The 19,828-nt window shown below is 72.7% G+C and carries 15 protein-coding genes; 13 read left to right on the top strand and 2 right to left on the bottom strand.

The window, feature by feature from the left end; genetic code table 11:
• The first annotated feature begins 10 nt into the window (after positions 1-10).
• The 3 genes from ICW24_RS00735 to ICW24_RS00725 all read left to right on the top strand — a co-directional run bounded on the left by ICW24_RS00735 (position 11) and on the right by ICW24_RS00725 (position 2,722).
• Positions 11-406: a hypothetical protein gene (locus tag ICW24_RS00735; protein ID WP_226343801.1), complete on the top strand. Its 396-nt coding sequence runs from the start codon at positions 11-13 to the stop codon at positions 404-406.
• Entirely contained in the window at positions 396-2,132 is a 1,737-nt protein-coding gene (locus ICW24_RS00730; RefSeq protein WP_226343800.1) for a hypothetical protein, read from the top strand. The genes ICW24_RS00735 and ICW24_RS00730 overlap by 11 nt, the downstream gene beginning before the upstream one ends.
• A 182-nt stretch (positions 2,133-2,314) precedes the next feature.
• Entirely contained in the window at positions 2,315-2,722 is a 408-nt protein-coding gene (locus ICW24_RS00725) for a hypothetical protein (protein ID WP_226343799.1), read from the top strand.
• 52 nt (positions 2,723-2,774) lie between these two features.
• On the opposite strand, the gene ICW24_RS00720 is transcribed toward ICW24_RS00725, so the two are convergent.
• Positions 2,775-4,181 (bottom strand): MFS transporter, encoded by a 1,407-nt coding sequence (locus ICW24_RS00720; RefSeq protein WP_226343798.1) that lies wholly within the window; start codon positions 4,179-4,181, stop codon positions 2,775-2,777.
• A 250-nt stretch (positions 4,182-4,431) separates the two neighbouring features.
• On the opposite strand from ICW24_RS00720, the gene ICW24_RS00715 reads away from it, so the two are divergent.
• From ICW24_RS00715 to narI, 4 genes are read left to right on the top strand one after another with little or no spacing between them, the layout of a single operon-like run.
• Entirely contained in the window at positions 4,432-8,109 is a 3,678-nt protein-coding gene (locus tag ICW24_RS00715) for a nitrate reductase subunit alpha (RefSeq protein ID WP_226344323.1), read from the top strand.
• Positions 8,109-9,734 carry a nitrate reductase subunit beta gene (gene narH / locus ICW24_RS00710; protein WP_226343797.1) on the top strand — a complete coding sequence of 542 codons (1,626 nt, stop codon included), beginning with the start codon at positions 8,109-8,111 and terminating at the stop codon, positions 9,732-9,734. The genes ICW24_RS00715 and narH overlap by 1 nt, the downstream gene beginning before the upstream one ends.
• A gap of 7 nt (positions 9,735-9,741) precedes the next feature.
• Positions 9,742-10,485 carry a nitrate reductase molybdenum cofactor assembly chaperone gene (gene narJ, locus ICW24_RS00705; protein WP_226343796.1) on the top strand — a complete coding sequence of 248 codons (744 nt, stop codon included), beginning with the start codon at positions 9,742-9,744 and terminating at the stop codon, positions 10,483-10,485.
• A gap of 2 nt (positions 10,486-10,487) precedes the next feature.
• The gene (gene narI, locus ICW24_RS00700) at positions 10,488-11,258 is read left to right on the top strand and encodes a respiratory nitrate reductase subunit gamma (protein ID WP_226343795.1); all 771 of its coding nucleotides are present in this window, start codon (positions 10,488-10,490) and stop codon (positions 11,256-11,258) included.
• Positions 11,259-11,265: 7 nt separating this feature from the next.
• Here narI and ICW24_RS19080 read toward each other — a convergent pair whose 3' ends face one another.
• Entirely contained in the window at positions 11,266-13,218 is a 1,953-nt protein-coding gene (locus tag ICW24_RS19080) for a CBS domain-containing protein (protein ID WP_264176045.1), read from the bottom strand.
• A 546-nt stretch (positions 13,219-13,764) separates the two neighbouring features.
• Between ICW24_RS19080 and ICW24_RS00690 the strand changes: the two genes are divergently transcribed.
• The 6 genes from ICW24_RS00690 (at position 13,765) to ICW24_RS00665 (ending at position 19,790) form a co-directional block, all read left to right on the top strand.
• Complete coding sequence (locus ICW24_RS00690) at positions 13,765-14,106, top strand: DUF2249 domain-containing protein (RefSeq protein WP_226343794.1); 342 nt, start codon at positions 13,765-13,767, stop codon at positions 14,104-14,106.
• 338 nt (positions 14,107-14,444) lie between these two features.
• Positions 14,445-15,299: a FadR/GntR family transcriptional regulator gene (locus ICW24_RS00685; RefSeq protein WP_226343793.1), complete on the top strand. Its 855-nt coding sequence runs from the start codon at positions 14,445-14,447 to the stop codon at positions 15,297-15,299.
• Positions 15,300-15,363: 64 nt separating this feature from the next.
• Positions 15,364-16,785 (top strand): glutamine synthetase family protein, encoded by a 1,422-nt coding sequence (locus ICW24_RS00680; RefSeq protein ID WP_226343792.1) that lies wholly within the window; start codon positions 15,364-15,366, stop codon positions 16,783-16,785.
• 90 nt (positions 16,786-16,875) lie between these two features.
• Entirely contained in the window at positions 16,876-18,246 is a 1,371-nt protein-coding gene (locus ICW24_RS00675) for an aldehyde dehydrogenase family protein (RefSeq protein ID WP_226343791.1), read from the top strand.
• A 51-nt stretch (positions 18,247-18,297) separates the two neighbouring features.
• Entirely contained in the window at positions 18,298-19,065 is a 768-nt protein-coding gene (locus tag ICW24_RS00670) for a 3-oxoacyl-ACP reductase (RefSeq protein WP_226343790.1), read from the top strand.
• Positions 19,062-19,790, top strand: coding sequence for a gamma-glutamyl-gamma-aminobutyrate hydrolase family protein (locus tag ICW24_RS00665; protein WP_226343789.1), 729 nt, complete (start codon positions 19,062-19,064; stop codon positions 19,788-19,790). Before ICW24_RS00670 ends, ICW24_RS00665 begins: the two co-directional genes overlap by 4 nt.
• Positions 19,791-19,828: the final 38 nt, after the last annotated feature.

The following is a 19,828-nucleotide window of genomic DNA, read 5'->3' as shown; positions in this document are numbered from 1 at the left end:
AGGACCTCCCGTGACGCTTCCCCTCCCGATCCCTTTGCCCACCGGCACCGGCACCGCCACCGGCACCGCCACCGGCGCCGGCTTCGTGCCCGACCTGTTGCCCCCGCCGGGACCGCCGCCGCTCGACACGCTGCGGGCGCTGGCGCCCCGGTTGTCCCACCACGCCGACCTGCTCGAGCAGGCCGGCCGGGCGATCCAGGAGCGGTGGGGCCGGGCCGACTGGCGGTCACCCGCCGGCCGAAGGGCCGAGGCCCAGGTCGACCACGCCGTCACCGTCATGGTCGCGGACGCGGCGCGGATGCGGTCGGCGGCCCACGCGATCACCGAGCACGTCGCGGCCGTCGAGCAGTCGGCCCTCGCCGGCCTCGCGCGGGTCGGGCAGGCCGGGGTGCACCGTGCCGGATGAGCTCCCGGACGGGCTGCGGATCGCCGGGGGCGAGCACAGCCCGGAGGCTCGCATCGCGGTGGACCTCGACCTGGCGCGCGAGCTGGGCCGCTACTGCCGACAGACGGGCGAGGGGCTGCAGTCGTCGGCGGGGTTCCTGTGGAGTGTCCTGCGCGAGGCCCAGGCCGAGCTCGCGGTGTCCGCGCCGGCCGGCCCGTTCACGGCGGCCCGGGTGGAGGCCCTCCTCGCGTTCTCGACCCTGCAGACGTGGGGCAGCCAGTCGGACCCGACCGCCCTCGGCGACGCCGTCCTGGGCGCCGTCGACGCCTACGAGGAGCGGGAGCGCCACCTCGCGGCGACCACCCGCGTCGGGGGCGAGCTGCTGGACGGCTGGCTCTTCGGGCCCACCCTGGTCACCGCGGCCGCGACGGCGACGGGGAGGCTGGTCCGCGAGGTGGCCGCCGACCCCGGCGTCCACCGCGAGGTCGGCGCGCTGTTCACGGCCTCCACCGCGTGGGTCTCGGCGGCCGGGATCGACGGGGCCACGCCGCTCGTTCCCACGGGGACCGCGACCGCTCCGGCGACGCCGCCCTCCTGGGCGGGGGTCTGGGGTGCCGTGCAGCGCAAGGCGGCCGAGACGGTCAACTCGACGACGCTCCTCGAGCCCGAGGTCGTGTCCCACCTCGTGGGTGGGCTCTCGGCGCTGGCGCTGCCCGCCGCGACGGTGGCGACGCTGGTCCGAGGGCCCGTGGCGCCGGCGCAGGCAGGGCGGGGCCCGCGCACGCAGGCTCAGGTCCAGGCGGAGAAACAAGCGCCCGTGACGAAGCCCGGCCCGGCGACCAACGCCTCCCCGTCGCTGCAGTCCCTCGCGGCCGCCGTGGCCGCGAGGAACTGGGTGGACACCCCGGCCAGGGTCGTCGGCCCGGCCCAGCCCCTGGGGTCCCGCCCCGCCCCGACCCGGGTCGCGCAGCTGGTCGACGCCCTCGAGGGCAGGGGAGGGCCCACGGACTCGGGTCCGCCGGCGGGGCGCGTCGACGTCCTCCGGCGGGAGTGGACCGATCCGCGCACGGGGCAGAGCGTCTCGAGGGCCGTGGTCCTCCTGCCCGGCACGTCCTCGTGGGACGTGGCCACCATGGGCCGGGGGACGGACGTCCGCGACCCGTTGGGAAACCTGCGCGGCCGCGGCGGCCTGCCCACGGCCGAGAGCCGCGCGCTCGCCTCGGCCCTGAAGGCCGCCGGCGTGCCGCCGGGAACGCCGGTCGCCCTCGTCGCCCACAGCCAGGGCGGCCTGACCGCGCTCGCCGCGGCGAACGAGCCGACCATGCGCCGTTATCCGGTCACCCACGTCGTCACGGCCGGGACGCCGTCGGCCGACCTGCGGCCCCCACCCGGCGTCAAGGTGTGCGCCCTGGAGAACCGCGTCGACCCCGTGCCCTCACTCGACGGGGCCGCCACCAGGCCGAGCCGGGACGTGATGACCGTGTCGTTCCCGGGGCGGGAACACGCGGAGGGGAAGCGCGCCCACGAGGTGCCCGAGTACGTGACGGGCGCCGACGCCCTCGACCGGCTCGCCGAGTCGGCCTCGCTCGACTCCGACGGGGCCCGGAGCGCGGCCGACTTCGTGGCGGATCTGCGGGCCCACGGCTACCTCGCGGACCCCGGGTCGGCCCTCGCGGGTGGCGACCGGGTGACGCTCACCCGCGTCGAGCTCGTTCGTGAGCAGGCCCCGGCGGCCTCCGGAGGCTGACGCGCCGCGCCGCGCCGGGCCCTTGCGCCCGGCCGGCTCGTGGCTAGGGTGGCGACATCAATTCCGTTCCGGCGCTGGCCGGTTGACGGAAATTTCGAGCCGGGGGGCTCAGGGGTCGGTGGGGGGTGCCGATAGGGACGGGACATCGCCGCGCCAGCGCGGCACGAAGGAGGTGCACCACCATGACGACGACGATCTTCGGTCTCGCGCCGCTGCTCGAGGCGGCCGCCGCCGGACTGGGTGAGCCCGTCGCGGGTGACCTGCGCTGGCTGCACCTCGGCCCGGCCGAACTCGACCGACTCACCGACTCCGACCGGGAACTCGTCCACGTCGTCACCGGCGAACGCCTGCCACTCGACGTGCCCGAGGCCGGCGTGCTCGTCAGCTTCTTCGTCGTGCAGCTCGCCGCGGACCGTGCCGTCGGCGCCCTGCCGCCCGGTGCCGACGTGAGCATCCCCTACGTCGAGCACGTCTTCGAGACCTACGAGGAGTCCTGCGACGCGGGCAACCCCTTCTCGGGGGACCTGTTCGACATCGCCCTCGCGTTCCTCGTCGGCCGCGACCTCGCGCGCCTCGACCCCGTGGCCTGACGCGGCGGGACCCCGGCGCCACCACCATCAGCACCACCCGGCAACCGACCGGTCAGCCCGGCTTGGGCGCCCCGGGTCGGGCGTAACGCACCCAGGTGATCCCGATGCACATGACCGCCCAGGCGATGCCGATCGCGTAGAAGGCGACCGGCCCGAACGTCGTCACGCCGACCCCGAAGAAGAACGGACCGAAAGCCGCGACGGCCGCGGTCCAGCCGATGACGCCGCCGGCCTGGCGCTTCTCGAAGATCATCGGCATCTGCTTGAACGTCGAGGCGTTGCCGATGCCGCTGAACAGGAAGATGGCGAGCATCCCCCAGAGGAAACGGTCGAAGCCGCCCTGCAGCGCCTGGGCCGACGACAGGTCGGGGGTCAGCGCCGGGATCGTGTACGCGATCGAGGCGACGAGGCCGATCCCCGAGACGAGGCTCCAGACCGCGCCGCCCATGCGGTCGGTCAGCGGCGAGAACGCGAAGCGGGCGACGGCGCCGATGAGCGGGCCGAGGAAGACGTACGCGACCGGGTCGGGCAGGACGTAGCCCGGCACGAGGACCGTCGCGGAGGCACCGGTGCCCGACACGATCGCCGCGTTGCCCGAGCCGTACAGGTTGCTCATGAGCAGGCCGAACTGCGCCGACAGCCCCGCGAACGTCCCGAAGGTCATGATGTAGAGCAGCGTCATGTACCAGGTGTCGGGGTTGGAGAAGATGTCGAACTGCTGGCGGATGTTGGCCTTGATCGGCACCGACCTCAGCGTCAGCCAGGCGAGGACGGCCCCGATCACCATGAGGGGGATCCACACGAACGCGGCGTTCTGGAAGAAGACCTCGCGGTCGGCGCGGCCCGCGGTGGTCATGGTCTGGCTGCCGCCGAAGACGGCCAGCGCGCCGATGGCGATGAGGTAGGGCGTCAGCAGCTGCACGAGCGAGACGCCGAGGTTGCCGAGCCCCGCCTGCAGCCCGAGGGCGGTGCCCTGGAGGCGCTTGGGGAAGAAGTACGACGTGCTGGGCATGAAGCCGGAGAACACGCCGCCGCCGATGCCCGCGAGGAACGCGAGGACCATGAGCTCCCAGTACGGCGCGGTCGGCTGCTGGACGCGGACGCCCCAGCCGAGCGTCGAGGCGATGAGCAGCAGCGTCGAGAGGGCCACCATCTTGCGGGTGCCCAGCATCGGGGGCAGCACCATCCACACGAGGCGCAGGAGCCCGGCCGCGACGCCCGGCATGGCGGCCATCCAGTAGAGCTGGTCCTTCGTGAACGTGTAACCCAGCGCGTTGAGCTTCGGGATGATCGCGCTCGGGAGGAACCAGGCGACGAACGCCAGGGTGAGGCAGAACGTCGTGACCCACAGGGTCCGCCAGGCGATCCCGGAATCCCAGGAGGCGGCATCCTCCGGGTCCCAGTCGCTCAGCCATTCGCCGCCGCTGCGTTCGCGGTCGGTGGCCCGGGTCGTGTCCATGCGTCTGCCTCGCTCGTCGTGGGGAGCCTCTGGTCGGAGTGGGCGCCCACCCCAGCACCAGTGAAAGGGGACCCGGCCGGTGGAATCAGGGACCTAGGTCACGTGAGCGCGGGCGATACGACGGGTTCCATGTCCGTGGGGAGGTCTCGTCCCCGAGATGCCGCCCGACGAAGGAGCCAACGTGAGTGCCACTCCCACGAACCGACCGCCGGCCGGCCTCGACTCCGGGGCCACCGACGCCGTGCTGCGGATGGGCCGCTTCTTCACGAAGCGGGGCACGGTCTCCGGCGACCTGCGGACGGTGACCCGGGAGGGTGGCCGCGGCGCCGACGCGTTCTACCGCGACCGCTGGAGCCACGACAAGGTCGTCCGCTCCACCCACGGCGTCAACTGCACCGGCTCCTGCTCGTGGAAGGTCTACGTCAAGGACGGGATCATCACGTGGGAGGCCCAGCAGACCGACTACCCCTCGATCGGGCCCGACCGCCCGGAGTACGAGCCCCGCGGCTGCCCCCGCGGCGCGGCCTTCTCCTGGTACACGTACTCGCCGACCCGCGTGCGTTACCCGTACGTCCGCGGCCTGCTGCTCGAGATGTACCGCGAGGCCAAGGCCCGCCTGGGCGATCCCGTGCTCGCCTGGGCCGACATCGTCACCGACCCGGAGCGCGCCGCCCGCTACAAGGCGGCCCGCGGCAAGGGCGGCCTCGTGCGCGCCTCGTGGGAGGAGGCGACCGAGATCGTCGCCGCCGCGCACGTGCACACGATCAAGACGGTCGGCCCCGACCGCATCGCCGGGTTCAGCCCCATCCCCGCCATGTCGATGGCCTCCTACGGCGTCGGCGCGCGGTTCATCAGCCTCATCGGGGGCTCGTGCCTGAGCTTCTACGACTGGTACGCCGACCTGCCGCCCGCCAGCCCGCAGGTGTTCGGCGACCAGACCGACGTCCCCGAGTCCGCCGACTGGTGGGACGCCGGCTACCTCGTCATGTGGGGCAGCAACGTGCCCGTGACCCGGACGCCCGACGCCCACTTCATGACCGAGGCCCGCTACCGGGGTCAGAAGGTCGTCACCGTCAGCCCCGACTTCGCCGACAACACGAAGTTCGCCGACGAGTGGGTGGCCATCGCCCCGGGCACCGACGCGGCGCTGGCGATGGCGATGGGCCACGTCATCCTGCGCGAGTTCTTCGTCGAGAAGGACACCCCCGAGTTCCTCGAGTACGTCACCGCGTACAGCGACCTCCCGTTCCTCGTCAGCCTCGAACAGCTGGACGGCGCCTACCGCCCCGGCAAGTTCCTCACCGCCGACGAGCTGGGGGATCGAAGCGAGAACGCGCAGTTCAAGACCGTCGTGCTCGACGACGCCGCGGGCGGGGAGCCCGTCGTGCCTAACGGGTCGATGGGCTTCCGGTACGGCGAGGAGGGCAAGGGGAGCTGGAACCTCGACCTCGGCGACATCCGGCCCCGCCTCTCGGTGGTCGACGGGGCCGACGCCTCCGACGCCGTCGAGATCGTCCTGCCGCGGTTCGACTCCCCGGACGGCGCGCCGTCGACGCTGCGTCGCGGCGTGCCCGTGCGCGAGGTGGCCGGCCGGCTCGTCACGACCGTGTACGACCTGCTCCTCGCGCAGTACGGCGTCGCCCGCCCGGGCCTGCCGGGCGACTGGCCCGCCTCGTACGAGGACGCCGAGGGCGCGTGCACCCCGGAGTGGTCCCAGGCGATCACCGGCGTCCCCGCGGCCCAGTGCATCCGCATCGCGCGGGAGTTCGCCGAGAACGCCCGCGAGACCGGCGGCCGGTCGATGATCCTCATGGGCGCGGGGACCAACCACTGGTTCCACTCCGACATGATCTACCGCTCCTTCCTCGCCCTGACGACGCTCACGGGCTGCCAGGGCAAGAACGGCGGCGGCTGGGCGCACTACGTCGGCCAGGAGAAGGTGCGCCCGCAGACGGGGTTCGCGCAGATGGCGTTCGGCCTCGACTGGCAGCGCCCGCCGCGGCAGAACATCTCCGCCGCGTTCTTCTACCTGCACACCGGCCAGTGGCGCTACGACACCTACGACGCGGCGGCGATGACCGCGGCGACCGGCTCGGGCCGGTTCGCCGGGAAGTCGAACGCCGACCTCGTCGCGATGTCGGCGCGCCTCGGCTGGATGCCGAGCTACCCGTCGCTGTCGGGCAACATGCTCGAGCACACCGACGCCGCGCGCGAGCAGGGCCGCGACGTCAAGGAGTACCTCGTCTCGGGGCTCAAGGACGGCTCCATCCGGTTCGCCGCGGAGGACCCGGACGGCGAGGGCAACTACCCGCAGGTGCTCACGGTCTGGCGCTCGAACCTGCTCGGCAGCAGCAGCAAGGGCAACGAGTACTTCAACGAATGGCTCCTCGGCACCGACAGCTCGCTGCGCGCGGACGAGGCTCCGGAGGGCCACCGCGGGCAGGAGATGGTCTGGCGGGACGACGCGAAGAAGGGCAAGCTCGACCTCCTGCTCACGCTCGACTTCCGCATGACGAGCACGACGCTGTTCAGCGACGTCGTCCTCCCCGCGGCCACCTGGTACGAGAAGTACGACCTGTCCAGCACGGACATGCACCCGTTCGTGCACAGTTTCAACCCGGCGATCAGCCCGCCGTGGGAGACCCGCACCGACTACCAGGCGTTCCACGCCGTCGCGAAGCGGTTCAGCGAGCTCGCCGTCGACCACCTCGGGGTGCGCCAGGACGTCGTCGTCGCGCCGCTGCAGCACGACACGCCCGACGAGCTCGCCTACCCCAAGGGGGTGGTGCGGGACTGGAAGGCGGGGGAGTGCGAGCCGATCCCGGGCGTGACGATGCCCAAGCTCGTCCCCGTCGAGCGCGACTACCCGGCGGTGTACGACAAGCTCACGTCGATCGGCCCGCTGGCCGAGAAGCTCGGGATGCCCACCAAGGGCGTCGTGTTCCACCCCGAGCCGGAGATCGAGCGTCTCGGACACCTCAACGGGCTCGCGCGCGGCGGTGCCGGGAACGGCCGCCCGTCGCTGGCCCGGGACCGCGACATGTGCGAGGCGATCCTCGCCCTGTCGGGGACGACCAACGGCCGCCTCGCCACCCAGGGCTGGCGGCAGGTGGAGGAGCGCACGGGGCAGCGGCTCGCCGACCTCTCCGAGGGCGAGGAGGGCAAGCGGATCACCTTCGCCGACACCCAGGCCGCCCCGCAGAGCGTCATCACGAGCCCCGAGTGGTCGGGCAGCGAGCACGGCGGCCGCCGGTACAGCGCGTTCGTCGTCAACGTCGAGCGGCTCAAGCCGTGGCACACGCTCACGGGGCGGCAGCACTTCTACCTCGACCACGACTGGTTCACCGAGATGGGCGAGAGCCTGCCGGTCTTCCGGCCGCCGCTCAACATGCACCTGCTCTTCGGGGAGCCCGAGCTGGGCTCGTCCGGGGAGGGCCAGGTGGGTCGCGACGGGAACCCGTTGCCCGGGCTGGGTCTCACCGTGCGGTACCTCACCCCGCACAACAAGTGGTCGATCCACTCCGAGTACCAGGACAACCTGCTCATGCTCAGCCTGGCCCGCGGCGGGCAGGCGATCTGGATGAGCGCCGGCGACGCCGCGAAGATCGGGGTGGCCGACAACGACTGGATCGAGGCGGTCAACCGCAACGGCGTCATCGCGGCCCGCGCGATCGTGTCCTCCCGGATGCCCGACGGCACGGTGTACATGCACCACGCCCAGGACCGCACGGTCGACGTCCCGCTCGCCGAGGCGAGCGGCAAGCGCGGCGGCATCCACAACTCGGCCACGCGGGTGCTCATGAAACCGAGCCACCTCGTCGGCGGCTACGCCCAGCTCTCGTGGGCGTTCAACTACTACGGACCGACCGGCAACCAGCGCGACGAGGTGACGGTCATCCGCCGCCGGTCGCAGGAGGTGACGTACTGATGCGCGTGATGGCCCAGATGGCGATGGTGATGAACCTCGACAAGTGCATCGGGTGCCACACCTGCTCGGTGACGTGCAAGCAGGCGTGGACGAACCGCTCCGGCACCGAGTACGTGTGGTGGAACAACGTCGAGACCCGCCCCGGGCAGGGGTACCCGCGCACGTACGAGGACCAGGAACGGTGGAAGGGCGGCTGGGTCGTCTCGCCGTCGGGGCGGCTCAAGCTGCGCGCCGGCGGGCGCGTGAAGAAGCTCCTGCAGATCTTCGCCAACCCGGTCCTGCCCTCGCTGGAGGACTACTACGAGCCGTGGACGTACGACTACGACACGCTCGTCAAGGCGCCCCTGCAGGAGCACACGCCCGTCGCCCGCCCGTACTCCCTCATCTCGGGCAAGCCGATGAACATCAGCTGGTCGGCGAACTGGGACGACAACCTCGGCGGCGCCCCCGAGCTGACGAAGAACGACCCCGTCCTCCGGAAGATCAGGGATGCGGCGGCCGAATCCGTGCAGCTCGAATACAAGAAGACCTTCATGTTCTACCTCCCCCGCATCTGCGAGCACTGCCTCAACCCGAGCTGCGCCGCGAGCTGCCCGAGCGGGGCGATCTACAAGCGGGCCGAGGACGGCATCGTCCTCGTCGACCAGGACGCGTGCCGCGGGTGGCGCCAGTGCATCACCGGGTGCCCCTACAAGAAGGTCTATTTCAACCACCGCACCGGCAAGGCCGAGAAGTGCACCTTCTGCTTCCCGCGGATCGAGGTCGGCATCCCGACCGTGTGCTCCGAGACGTGCGTCGGCCGCCTGCGCTACATCGGCCTGGTGCTCTACGACGCCGACAAGGTGCTCGAGGCCGCGGCGAACCCCGACGACACGGCGCTCTACCAGGCGCAGCGCGCCTGCTTCCTCGACCCGCACGACCCGGAGGTCATCAGCGCCGCCCAGCGCGACGGCATCCCGTTCGACTGGATCGAGGGCGCGCAGCGGTCGCCGGTCTGGCGGCTCATCCACGACTACGAGGTGGCGCTGCCGCTGCACCCGGAGTACCGGACGATGCCGATGGTCTGGTACATCCCGCCGCTGAGCCCCATCGTCGACGAGGTGACGAAGGTCGCGGTCGACCCCGAGTCGCCCGAGAGCCACGACGTGCTCTTCGCCGCCATCGACACGCTGCGCATCCCGACCGCGTACCTCGCGGAACTGTTCACCGCGGGCGACGTCGCCGTCGTCGAGAAGGTGCTCAAGCGGCTCGCCGCGATGCGCTCGTACATGCGCGACATCAACCTCGGCCGCGACCCGCGAGGAGAGATCGCCGAGGCCGTCGGCATGCGCGAGGAGGACCTGTACGACATGTACCGGCTGCTCGCGCTCGCGAAGTACGACGAGCGGTACGTCATCCCCACCGGGCACGCGGAGGACGCGCACCGGCTCGAGGAGCTCGCGACCGACTGCGCCGTGTCGGAGCACATCGGGCTCGACGGGCGCGGCACCGAGGGGCCGTTCGGGGCCGACTCCGGCCGTGGGCCCGTGCCGGTGGCCATCCAGACGTTCGCGGAGACCAAGCGGCGTCAGCAGGCCGACGAGATGGGGCGCCCGGCCGACCGCCAGGGTGGGCTGACGCAGTGAGGCTCGCATGAGGATCCCCCTGACGCTGCTCCGCCGCCGGCCCGCGCCGGCGCCCGAGACGGCCGCGCCCACGCCGCCCCCGTCGCCGTTCGAGCGGGCGCGGGGCGTGCGCGTGGACCTCCCGACCCGCGCTCTGTACCAGGCGATCTCGCTCCTGCTCGACTACCCGGGCGAGGAGCTGGTCGCCCGGATCCCGCTGCTGCGGGCCACGCTCGAGCAGAGCGAGGCGGACGGGGTGTCCTCCGCCGCCCGGGTGCGGCCGCTGCTCGACCGGCTCGAGACCACCGCCCTCGCGGAGCTGCAGAGCGACTACGTCGAGACCTTCGACATGCGCCGCCGGTGCTGCCTGCACCTGACCTACTACGCCTTCGGCGACACGCGCCGTCGGGGGATGGCCCTGCTCGACCTCAAGCAGGCCTACCTCGCCTCCGGGGTGGACCTGTCCGACGCGGAGCTGCCCGACCACCTGTGCGTGCTGCTGGAGTTCACCGCGTCGGTCGAGCCGGCGGTGGGGCGGGTCCTGCTGCAGGACAACCGGCCCGGCATCGAGCTGCTGCGGCTGTCCCTGGCCGACCGAGGCTCTCCGTACGCGGCCGCCGTCGAGGCTCTCACGGGCACCTTCCCCGCCATCGGCGGGAGCGACGCCCAGGCCGTCCGGGCCCTCGTCGCGCAGGGTCCGCCCGACGAGGAGGTCGGGATGGAAGCGTTCATGTCCGGGAGTTCCGCAAGCCAGGTAGGAGCGAGGTCGTAGTCGTGGACGTTCTGCTGTGGGTGATCGTGCCCTACGTGTGCCTGGCGATCTTCGTCGTCGGCCACCTCTGGCGCTACAAGTACGACAAGTTCGGGTGGACGACCCGCAGCTCGCAGATGTACGAGAGCAAGCTGCTCCGGATCGGTTCGCCGATGTTCCACTTCGGCCTGCTGTTCGTCATCGGCGGGCACGTCATCGGCCTCGTCATCCCGAAGTCGTGGACCGAGGCGGTGGGCATCACCGAGGGGATGTACCACTTCATGGCGGTCTCGATCGGGGCGATCGCCGGATTCTGCACGGTGGTCGGGATGATCATCCTCATCTACCGGCGCCGCACGACCGGACCCGTGTTCTCGGCGACGACGAACATGGACAAGGTCATGTACGTGTTCCTCGCCGCGGTCATCCTGCTCGGCCTGTCCAACACGGTCGTCGGCAACATCCTGTCGCACTACGACTACCGCGAGGGCGTGTCGATCTGGTGGCGCCAGTTCTTCACCCTGCACCCCGACCCCTCCCTCATGGCGAACGCGCCGACGACGTTCCGGTTGCACACGCTGGCGGCGTGCGCGCTGTTCGCGCTGTGGCCGTTCACCCGCCTCGTCCACGTGTTCAGCGCGCCGCTGGGCTACCTGTGGCGGCCGTACGTCGTGTACCGCGCGAAGCCGAACTCCCGCCTCGGCTCCCGCGACGCCCGCCGGGGCTGGGAGCGCAGCGAGCTGCCGCGCCCCGAGGACCGGGCCCACGGCTCGCACACCTCCTCGCGCCGCTGAGCGGCGGTCAGCTCGGTCCGTCGGTCTGGTCGACGACGACCCGCCGGACCCCGAGGACGGAGCGAGCGATCGCGGTGGCGACGTCGCGCTCGCGGGCGCTGCCGGCCCCGGCGATGTGGACGACCCCGCCGGTGACGGTGAGGTCCCAGCGGTCCTGACCGAACTCCGCGAAGGCGGCGACGACGTCGGCGCGCAGCTCCTCGTCGGGCCGCCACAGGGCGCGGATGACGTCGCTGCGCGACACGACGCCCACGAGCTCGTCGCCGCGGACGACGGGCAGGCTCTTGAACGAGCTCGTCGTGAAGAGGGTGACGAGGTCGGCCACGTCGGCGCGTTCGGTCGTGCTGCGCGGGTCGGCGGTCATGATCTCCGCCACCGTGGTCGGCAGGGGGTCGCTCTCGCGCAGCGGCCGGGCGTGCGCCCGGGCGTCGGGCTCCACGGCGCGGCGCAGCAGGTCGATCTCCGAGAGCACCCCCACGAGGTGCCCGTCCTGCGCGACCGGCAGCGCCGTCACCCGGCGCTCGGCCATGAGCCGCAGCGCGTCGTCGATGGGGGCGTCGGGCGTCACGCTGAACGCAGGGGACGTCATGATCTCGCGGACCAGCATCGGGGGCTCCTTCGTCGTCGGCTCGCCCCATCCTTGCCGGTCCGGCCCCGGCGCGGGAGGCCGAACGGCCCTGATCCTCGTCCCGGCGCGCTCAGAAGGGCGGCGGGCCCGGGTCCGGGCGGTTCCAGGCGGTGGCGGGGTCGCGGCGCCGGGGCCGTCCGGTCTCGGCGCTCGGCGGTGCGGCCTGCACGTCGGGGTCGCCGAATTCTTCGCGCGGACGGCGTGAGCGCCGAGGTGGCCGTGCCCGGGCAGGTCGGCGGGGTCGTCGGTGAGTCCGAGCAGGGTGGCGGCGGAGACGACGACGGTGACGGTGGCGCTGGGGAGGGGGCCGGGCGGGAACGCGGAGTCGAAGGAGGCGGCGAAGGCGACCGCGACCTCGTCGACGGCACCGTCAGCGCCGCGGGACCGGTCGATGTCACCGTGGTCGTGGTCGTGGTCGAGGCCGGTGGCGGATGCGCCGGAGGTGTCGCCGGTGGTGGGCCGGGTGGGTTGGCCGTGCAGGAGGAGGCCGGCGGCGACGTCGAAGCGGAGCTGGGCGAGGGTGCGGGGGTCGCCGGTGGCGCGCAGGCGGCGGGTCAGGGTTTCGAGGCGGGCGTGGACTCCCGCGAGGGTGTCGAGGGGGCCGGTGAGGGTGAGGGCGGCGGCGCCGTCGGGGTAGGCCTCCAGGCGGGTGTCGCGGCGGTCCAGGATGGTGCGTCGGCGGCGGCGGGCGGTGTCGGTGTGGGCACAGATCTGCCGACGCAGGCGGCGGCGGAACTGTTCGTGGGAGGGGGTCGCGCGCGCCGGGGCGGGGGCGAGGACGGCCGCGGCGATCGCGTCGGCGGTGGTGTCGGGCAGGTCGCGGGTGTCGCGCCAGAGGGCGCGGACGCGGTCCCAGCCGGTGGTGCCGGCGTCGAGGGCGGCGCGGGTGGTGGCGGTGCGGTCGGCGGGGGCAGCGGCGTATTCGACGAGGTCGCGGGCCTGGCCGGGGGCGCGTCCGGTGGCGAGGGCGATCTCGTCGGCGAGGGCGGAGCGGGCGTCGACGCGGGCGGCGGACTCCCGGGCCCGGGACGGATCGCGTCCGCGGGCGGCGTCCTCGGCGCGGACGTCCTCGACGGCGCGAGCGCTGACATGGTCGACGAGGGTCTGGGTGGCGAGCACCTCCATCGCCTCGATCCGCGCCTTCCAGGACGCGAGCTGCTCGAGCATCGTGAGGAACGTCCCCGCTTCGAGCGGGGGACCCGCGATGGCCGCGAACGCGTCGGACGGCGCCAGGGACGCCGGTGGGTCGAGCACGGCGCACGGAGTCTCGAGCCGCCGCGCGGACCGTTCCGCGTCGGCCGGCCGAGCCTTCATCGCCGCCGTATCGATCATGCCTGATTCTCTCCGATACCCGCGCCACATACCTCCCGTTCTTCCCATTGTTTCGGCGCACTCGGCACCTTTCTTGCGCGGGCTCCGCAATGACATGGATACCGACATCGCCGATGATGTACCCAGTCGCAGAATTGCGCGTCAGTGGTGCGGCCGGTTGCCCTCCTGCCCACCGCGACGTCGCGCTCCGGCGGCCGCATCGGTGAGAAGGTGCGCTGGTCACGTCCCGTTGGGCGACAATCGTCGAGACGGGTGTCGTGCGAGGGGTGGGGGAGAAGCGAACGGGAGTGGGCCTCGATGGAGCACGTCGGCGACGTTCCGGCATCGGCGCGTATTCGTGAATCCCGGCCGGCGTGACGTGGCCGCGATATCGATGCGTCCGCCCATTCGGGAGCGGCCCGACGAATGACGGAGAATGACGTGGAGAAAGAATATCCAGAACGGCTCGGCGGCGTCGAGCGACGGCGGCGCGGACCGGTGTGGGAACCTGGGGGCGACGGGCCCCGTTCGGCCCGATCGACACCCCGAACGGACCAGGAGACCCCCGTGAGCGCCTCGCCCTTCCCCGCCGAGACCGACGAGACGCAGCTCGACGGCGCCGCCGGCGCGGCCGGGTGCGGGTCGTGCGGGTGCGGGGCCGGCGGTTGCGGGTCGAACGCGCGCGTGCCGGAGCTCGACGCCCGGACGATCGATCCCCAGATCCGTCAGTCCGCGGTGTTCGGGGTGCTCATCGGCCTGCCGCCCGGCGGCGGCGCGACGGTCGTCACCGACGCCGCCCCCGAGCTCGTCCTCACGCTCATCGAGGCCCAGTTCGCGGGTCAGTACACCGTGGAGTCCGCCCAGCTCGCTCCCGACGAATGGCGCACGACGTTCACGCGCGTCGCCTGAACGGACGTCGGCGGGCCGTGTCGCGCTCACTGCGGCTCGCGAGCTCGCCTCCGTTCGCCGCTTGAGCTTTCTGGCGCGCTCACTGCGGCTCGCGAGCTCGCCTCCGTTCGCCGCTTGAGCTTTCTGGCGCGCTCACTGCGGCTCGCGAGCTCGCCTCCGTTCGCCGCTCGAGCTTTCTGTCGCGCTCACTGCGGCTCGCAAGCTCGCCTCCGTTCGCCGCTTGTCTGCACGGGATAAGGTTCCCGGCGCAGACCATTGACACGTCCCGCGTCGGCGGGGTTGTCTGAACTCTTCCCCGCGGGACAGGCCCCGCGCAGGTCACCGAGGACCCGATGACGATGAGCGACTCCATGCCGGCCGCCCGACGAGCCGCACCGACGGCCCCCCGCGAGGAGAGCGAGCAGCTCGACGACTGGCCCGCCGGTGACGCCCCTGACGAGACGTCGGGGCTGGTGCTGGCCCCGACGCCGCTCCTGCGGCCCGTGCGGCACGCCGACGCGTTCGAGGGGACGGTGGAGAAGCTCGCGACGGCCATCCGCCTGGGCACCTTCCCGCGCGGGTCGATGCTCCCGCCCGAGCGGGAGCTCGCGATGAGTCTCGGGGTCGCCCGCATGACCCTGCGCGAGGCCATCGCCGCGCTGCGACAGGCGGGCATGGTGCAGACCCGTCGCGGCCGCGGCGGCGGCAGCCTCGTCGTGTACGACGGGCACCCGCGCAGCATCACCCGCGCCGACGGCGACGCGTCCATCGAACCCGACCTGCCGACCGGCCCCGAGCTCGTCGGGCTGCTCGACTTCCGCCGCGTCGTCGAGCCGGGCAGCGCGTACCTCGCCGCGCGACGGGCCCTCACGGGAGCCCAGCGGGCCGAGCTCGTCGCCGCGCTCGACACGCTTACCGAGGCCGCCGACCGCGCCGACGACGGCGCCCACCGGGTGGCCGACAGTCGCCTGCACGTGACCATCGCGCGGCTCTCGGGCAGCGCGCCGCTCGCAGAGGGGGTGTCGCGCTGCCAGGGCGTCCTGCACCGGCTGCTCGGGGCCATCCCCGTGCTGCCCCCGAACATCGCCCACTCGCGCGCCGAGCACATCGAGATCGTCGACGCGGTGCTGGGCGGGGACGCCGACGGCGCGCGCGAGGTCGCCGAGCGGCACTGCGACCACACCTCCGCGCTCCTGCGCGGACTGCTCGGATAGCGCCCGCGTCGCCCGCCCTCGCCCCCTCCCCCCACCGACGACCCCCTGATCCGAGAGGCCGACCATGACCGCGAGCCCCGGGCTCACGCCCCCCACGTACACGCTGGACGACCTGCGGGCCGACTGCGAGGCCGGCACGGTCGACACGATCGTCATCGCGTTCACCGACATGCAGGGCCGGCTCGCGGGCAAGCGGCTGCACCCCGGCTTCTTCTTCGGGCACGTCCTCGAGCACGGCACCGAGGGCTGCAACTACCTGCTGACGGCCGACGTCGAGATGAACACCATCGAGGGCTACGCCCTCACGTCGTGGGAGCGCGGGTACGGCGACTTCGCCTTCGACCTCGACCTGTCGACGCTGCGGCGCACCCCCGGGGAGCCGAACTCGGCGACGATCCTCGCCGACCTCACGTGGGTGTCGGGCCCCGACGCCGGCACGCCCGTGCGCCCGTCGCCGCGCTCGGTGCTCACCGCCCAGGTCGAGCGCGCGGCCTCCCTCGGCTACGAGGCGTTCGCGGGCACCGAGCTCGAGTTCATCCTCTTCGACGACACCTACGAGCAGGCGTGGGACGCCCGCTACCAGGGCCTGACCGGCTCGAACCGGTACAACGTCGACTACTCGATCCTCGGCGGCGCCAAGGTCGAGCCGGTCCTGCGCGAGATCCGCAACGAGATGTGGCGCTCGGGCGTCACCGTCGAGTCGGCCAAGGGGGAGTGCAACCTCGGCCAGCACGAGATCGTCTTCCTCTACGACCGCGTGCTGCGCGCCTGCGACACCCACAGCGTCTACAAGACCGCGGCCAAGCTGATCGCCGACGCGCACGGCAAGGCGTTGACGTTCATGGCCAAGTACGACGAGCGCGAGGGCAACTCGTGCCACGTGCACCTCTCGCTGCGTTCCGCCGACGGCGACGTCGTGTTCGCCGCCTCCGACGGATCCGCCGATGCCACCGGGCCGGAGTCCGAGTACGAAGGCCACAGCGCGCTGTTCGACCACTTCCTCGCGGGCCTGCAGTCGACGCTGGCCGAGTTCACCCTGTTCTACGCGCCGAACATCAACTCGTACAAGCGCTTCGCGGAGGGCTCGTTCGCGCCCACGGCGGTGGCATGGGGGCGGGACAACCGGTCGTGCGCGCTGCGCGTCGTGGGCCACGGCGCCGGCCTGCGCGTCGAGAACCGCCTCCCCGGCGGCGACGTCAACCCCTACCTCGCGGTGGCGGCGATGCTCGCCGGCGGTCTGCACGGCATCGCGGAGCGCCTGCCGCTCGAGCCGCCGTGCGAGGGCAACGCCTACGCGGCCGGCAAGGCGCGGGTGCCGCGCACCCTGCGCGAGGCCCGGGACCTCTTCGACGCCTCGGCCCTCGCCCGGGCGGCCTTCGGCGACGACGTCGTCGACCACTACGTGCACGCCGCGGACGTCGAGCTCACCGCCTTCGAGGCCGCCGTCACCGACTGGGAACGGGTGCGCGGCTTCGAGCGGCTCTGAGCCATCGATTCGCCGCCCCCACACGTTCCCCGGCCCCACCGGCGCGACCCCACCCCCGACCTCCCTCGACCTCACGGAGAGACCCCGCACATGAGCACGACCCAGCTCTACGAGCCCGCGACCGGGCGGGAGCTCGACCGGATCGACCTCACCGACCTCGCCGGCACCGACGCCGCCATCGAACGCGCGGCGCGCGCGCAGGTCGCGTGGGCCGCGCTGGCCCCGGCCGACCGGGGCCGCCTGCTGCGCCGGTTCGCCGACGTCGTCGACGCCCACGTCGACGAGCTGGCCGCCCTGGAGGTGCGCAACGCCGGCCACACGATCGGCAACGCCACGTGGGAGGCGGGCAACGTCCGAGACGTCCTCACCTACTACTCGGCCGCCCCGGAGCGGCTGTTCGGGCGGCAGATCCCCGTCGCCGGCGGGCTCGACGTGACGTTCAAGGAGCCCCTCGGCGTCGTCGGCGTCATCGTCCCGTGGAACTTCCCCATGCCCATCGCCGGCTGGGGGTTCGCGCCCGCCCTCGCCGCCGGCAACGCGGTCGTGCTCAAGCCGGCCGAGCTCACGCCCCTCACCGCGATCCGCCTCGGGGAGCTGGCCCTGGAGGCGGGGCTGCCCGAGGGCGTGCTGCAGGTCCTCCCCGGGCGCGGCGACGTCGTCGGCGAGCGGTTCGTCACGCACCCGGGCGTGGGCAAGGTGTGCTTCACGGGCTCGACGCGCGTCGGCCGGTCGATCATGCGCGGCGCCGCCGAGCAGGTGAAGCGCGTCACCCTCGAGCTGGGTGGCAAGAGCGCGAACATCGTCTTCGCGGACGCCGATGTCGAGGCGGCCGCCGCCGCGGCCCCCATGTCGTTCCTCGACAACGCGGGGCAGGACTGCTGCGCCCGCACCCGGATCCTCGTGCAGCGCGAGGTCTACGACGACTTCCTCGCCCGCTTCGAGTCCGCGATCGGCGACGTCGTCGTCGGCGACCCGGCCGACGCGGACAGCGCCATGGGCCCGCTCGTCTCGGCGGCGCAGCTGGAGACGGTGCGCGGCTACCTCGACGGCGTCGACGTCGCTTTCCGCGGTGCGGGCGGCCCCGGCGGGGAGTTCGCGGGCGGCTACTGGCACGCCCCGACCGTCGTGCTGCCCCGGTCGACCTCCGAGTCGATCTGGACCCAGGAGGTGTTCGGACCGGTCGTCGCGGTCCTGCCGTTCACCGACGAGGCGGAGGCGATCGCGATGGCCAACGACACCGCGTACGGGCTGGCGGGGTCGATCTGGACCCGTGACGTGGGCCGCGCGCTGCGCGTGTCCCGCGGGGTCGCCGCCGGGAACCTGTCGGTGAACAGCCACGCCTCCGTGCGGTACTCGACGCCGTTCGGGGGCTTCAAGGCCTCGGGCCTGGGCCGCGAGCTCGGACCGGACGCGCTCGACGCGTTCACCGAGGTCAAGAACGTCTTCATCGCGACGAACTGACGCACACGCACCGACGAACACGCACCGACGCAAAGGACGACGAAGGACATCATGGGAGATCGACTGCAAGACAAGGTCGCGGTCGTCACGGGCGGCTGCTCGGGGATCGGCCTGGCCACCGTGCGCCGGTTCGCGCAGGAGGGCGCGAAGGTCGTCGTCGGCGACCTCGACGACGCGCGCGGCCCGGAGATCGCCGCCGAGATCGGCGGGCTGTACGTGCACTGCGACGTCACGGACGCCGCGCAGGTCGAGGCGCTGTTCGCCGCGGCCGCGGCCACGTACGGCCGCGTCGACGTCGCGTTCAACAACGCGGGCATCTCGCCGCCGGAGGACGACTCGATCCTCACGACCGACCTCGACGCGTGGAAGCGCGTCCAGGAGGTCAACCTCACGAGCGTGTACCTGTGCTGCAAGGCGGCGCTGCCGTACATGCTCGAGCAGGGCTCGGGGTCGATCATCAACACCGCCTCGTTCGTCGCGGTCATGGGCGCGGCGACGAGCCAGATCAGCTACACGGCGAGCAAGGGCGGCGTCCTGTCGATGTCGCGGGAGCTCGGGGTGCAGTTCGCGCGACAGGGCGTGCGCGTCAACGCCCTGTGCCCCGGGCCGGTCAACACGCCGCTGCTCAAGGAGTTGTTCGCGAAGGACCCGGAGCGGGCGGCGCGCCGCCTCGTGCACGTGCCCGTGGGCCGGTTCGCGGAGCCGGAGGAGCTCGCGAACGCGGTCCTCTTCCTCGCCTCGGACGAGTCGAGCTTCATCACCGCCAGCCAGTTCCTCGTGGACGGCGGCATCTCCGGCGCCTACGTGACGCCGCTGTGACCGGCCACGAGCCCCTCGTGCCGCCGGTCATCGGGGTGACCTCGTACGTCGAGCCGGTCGACCGGGGCGACTGGATCCAGCAGCGGTCGGCGGTGCTGCCCTACGACTACGTCGCCCACGTCGAGCGGGCGGGCGGCGTCGTCCTCGTGATCCCCCCGCGGGCCGATATGGACGACGAGCTCGCCGGGGCGATCCTCGACCGGCTCGACGGGCTGGTGATCGCGGGCGGCGCCGACGTCGACCCCGAGGTGTACGGGCAGGATCCGCACCCGGCGGTGCAGGAGGCGCGCCCGGAGCGTGACCGCAGCGAACTCGCCCTCGTGCGCGGCGCCCGCCGCCGCGGCCTGCCCCTGCTCGGGGTGTGCCGCGGGATGCAGATCATGGCCGTCGAGGCCGGCGGCAGCCTCGAGCAGCACCTGCCCGACCGCGTCGGGCACGACGACCACTCGCCCCGCCCCGGCGTGTTCGGGTGGCACCGCGTGGATCTCGTCGAGGCGTCGCGGATCCACGGGCTCCTCGGCGACCACGTCGAGGCGCACAGCTACCACCACCAGGCGGTCGTGTCCCACCCCGGCTACGCCGCGACCGGCCACGCCGCGGACGGCACGCTCGAGTCGATGGAGGACCCCGACGCGCGGTTCGCGATCGGCGTCCAGTGGCACCCGGAGCCCGGCGAGGACGACCGGCTCTTCGTCGCCCTCGTCGAGGCCGCTCGGCACCGGTAGACCGCCCGCGAGCCCCACCGCCGGAGGCCCCGTGAGTG

Source organism: Agilicoccus flavus (assembly GCF_014857905.1).
Lineage (GTDB): Bacteria > Actinomycetota > Actinomycetes > Actinomycetales > Dermatophilaceae > Agilicoccus > Agilicoccus flavus.
The sequence above is the reverse complement of the archived record's forward strand: the minus strand, read 5'-3'. Positions and strand labels throughout refer to the sequence as shown.

Bases quoted from the DNA above. Each gene is read 5' to 3' on its own strand.
- ICW24_RS00725 (WP_226343799.1), top strand. From the start codon at position 2,315: ATGACGACGACGATCTTCGGTCTCGCGCCGCTGCTCGAGGCGGCCGCC.
- ICW24_RS00720 (WP_226343798.1), bottom strand. From the start codon at position 4,181: ATGGACACGACCCGGGCCACCGACCGCGAACGCAGCGGCGGCGAATGG.
- ICW24_RS00715 (WP_226344323.1), top strand. From the start codon at position 4,432: ATGGGCCGCTTCTTCACGAAGCGGGGCACGGTCTCCGGCGACCTGCGG.
- narH (WP_226343797.1), top strand. From the start codon at position 8,109: ATGCGCGTGATGGCCCAGATGGCGATGGTGATGAACCTCGACAAGTGC.
- narJ (WP_226343796.1), top strand. From the start codon at position 9,742: ATGAGGATCCCCCTGACGCTGCTCCGCCGCCGGCCCGCGCCGGCGCCC.
- ICW24_RS19080 (WP_264176045.1), bottom strand. From the start codon at position 13,218: ATGATCGATACGGCGGCGATGAAGGCTCGGCCGGCCGACGCGGAACGG.
- ICW24_RS00685 (WP_226343793.1), top strand. From the start codon at position 14,445: ATGAGCGACTCCATGCCGGCCGCCCGACGAGCCGCACCGACGGCCCCC.
- ICW24_RS00680 (WP_226343792.1), top strand. From the start codon at position 15,364: ATGACCGCGAGCCCCGGGCTCACGCCCCCCACGTACACGCTGGACGAC.
- ICW24_RS00675 (WP_226343791.1), top strand. From the start codon at position 16,876: ATGAGCACGACCCAGCTCTACGAGCCCGCGACCGGGCGGGAGCTCGAC.
- ICW24_RS00670 (WP_226343790.1), top strand. From the start codon at position 18,298: ATGGGAGATCGACTGCAAGACAAGGTCGCGGTCGTCACGGGCGGCTGC.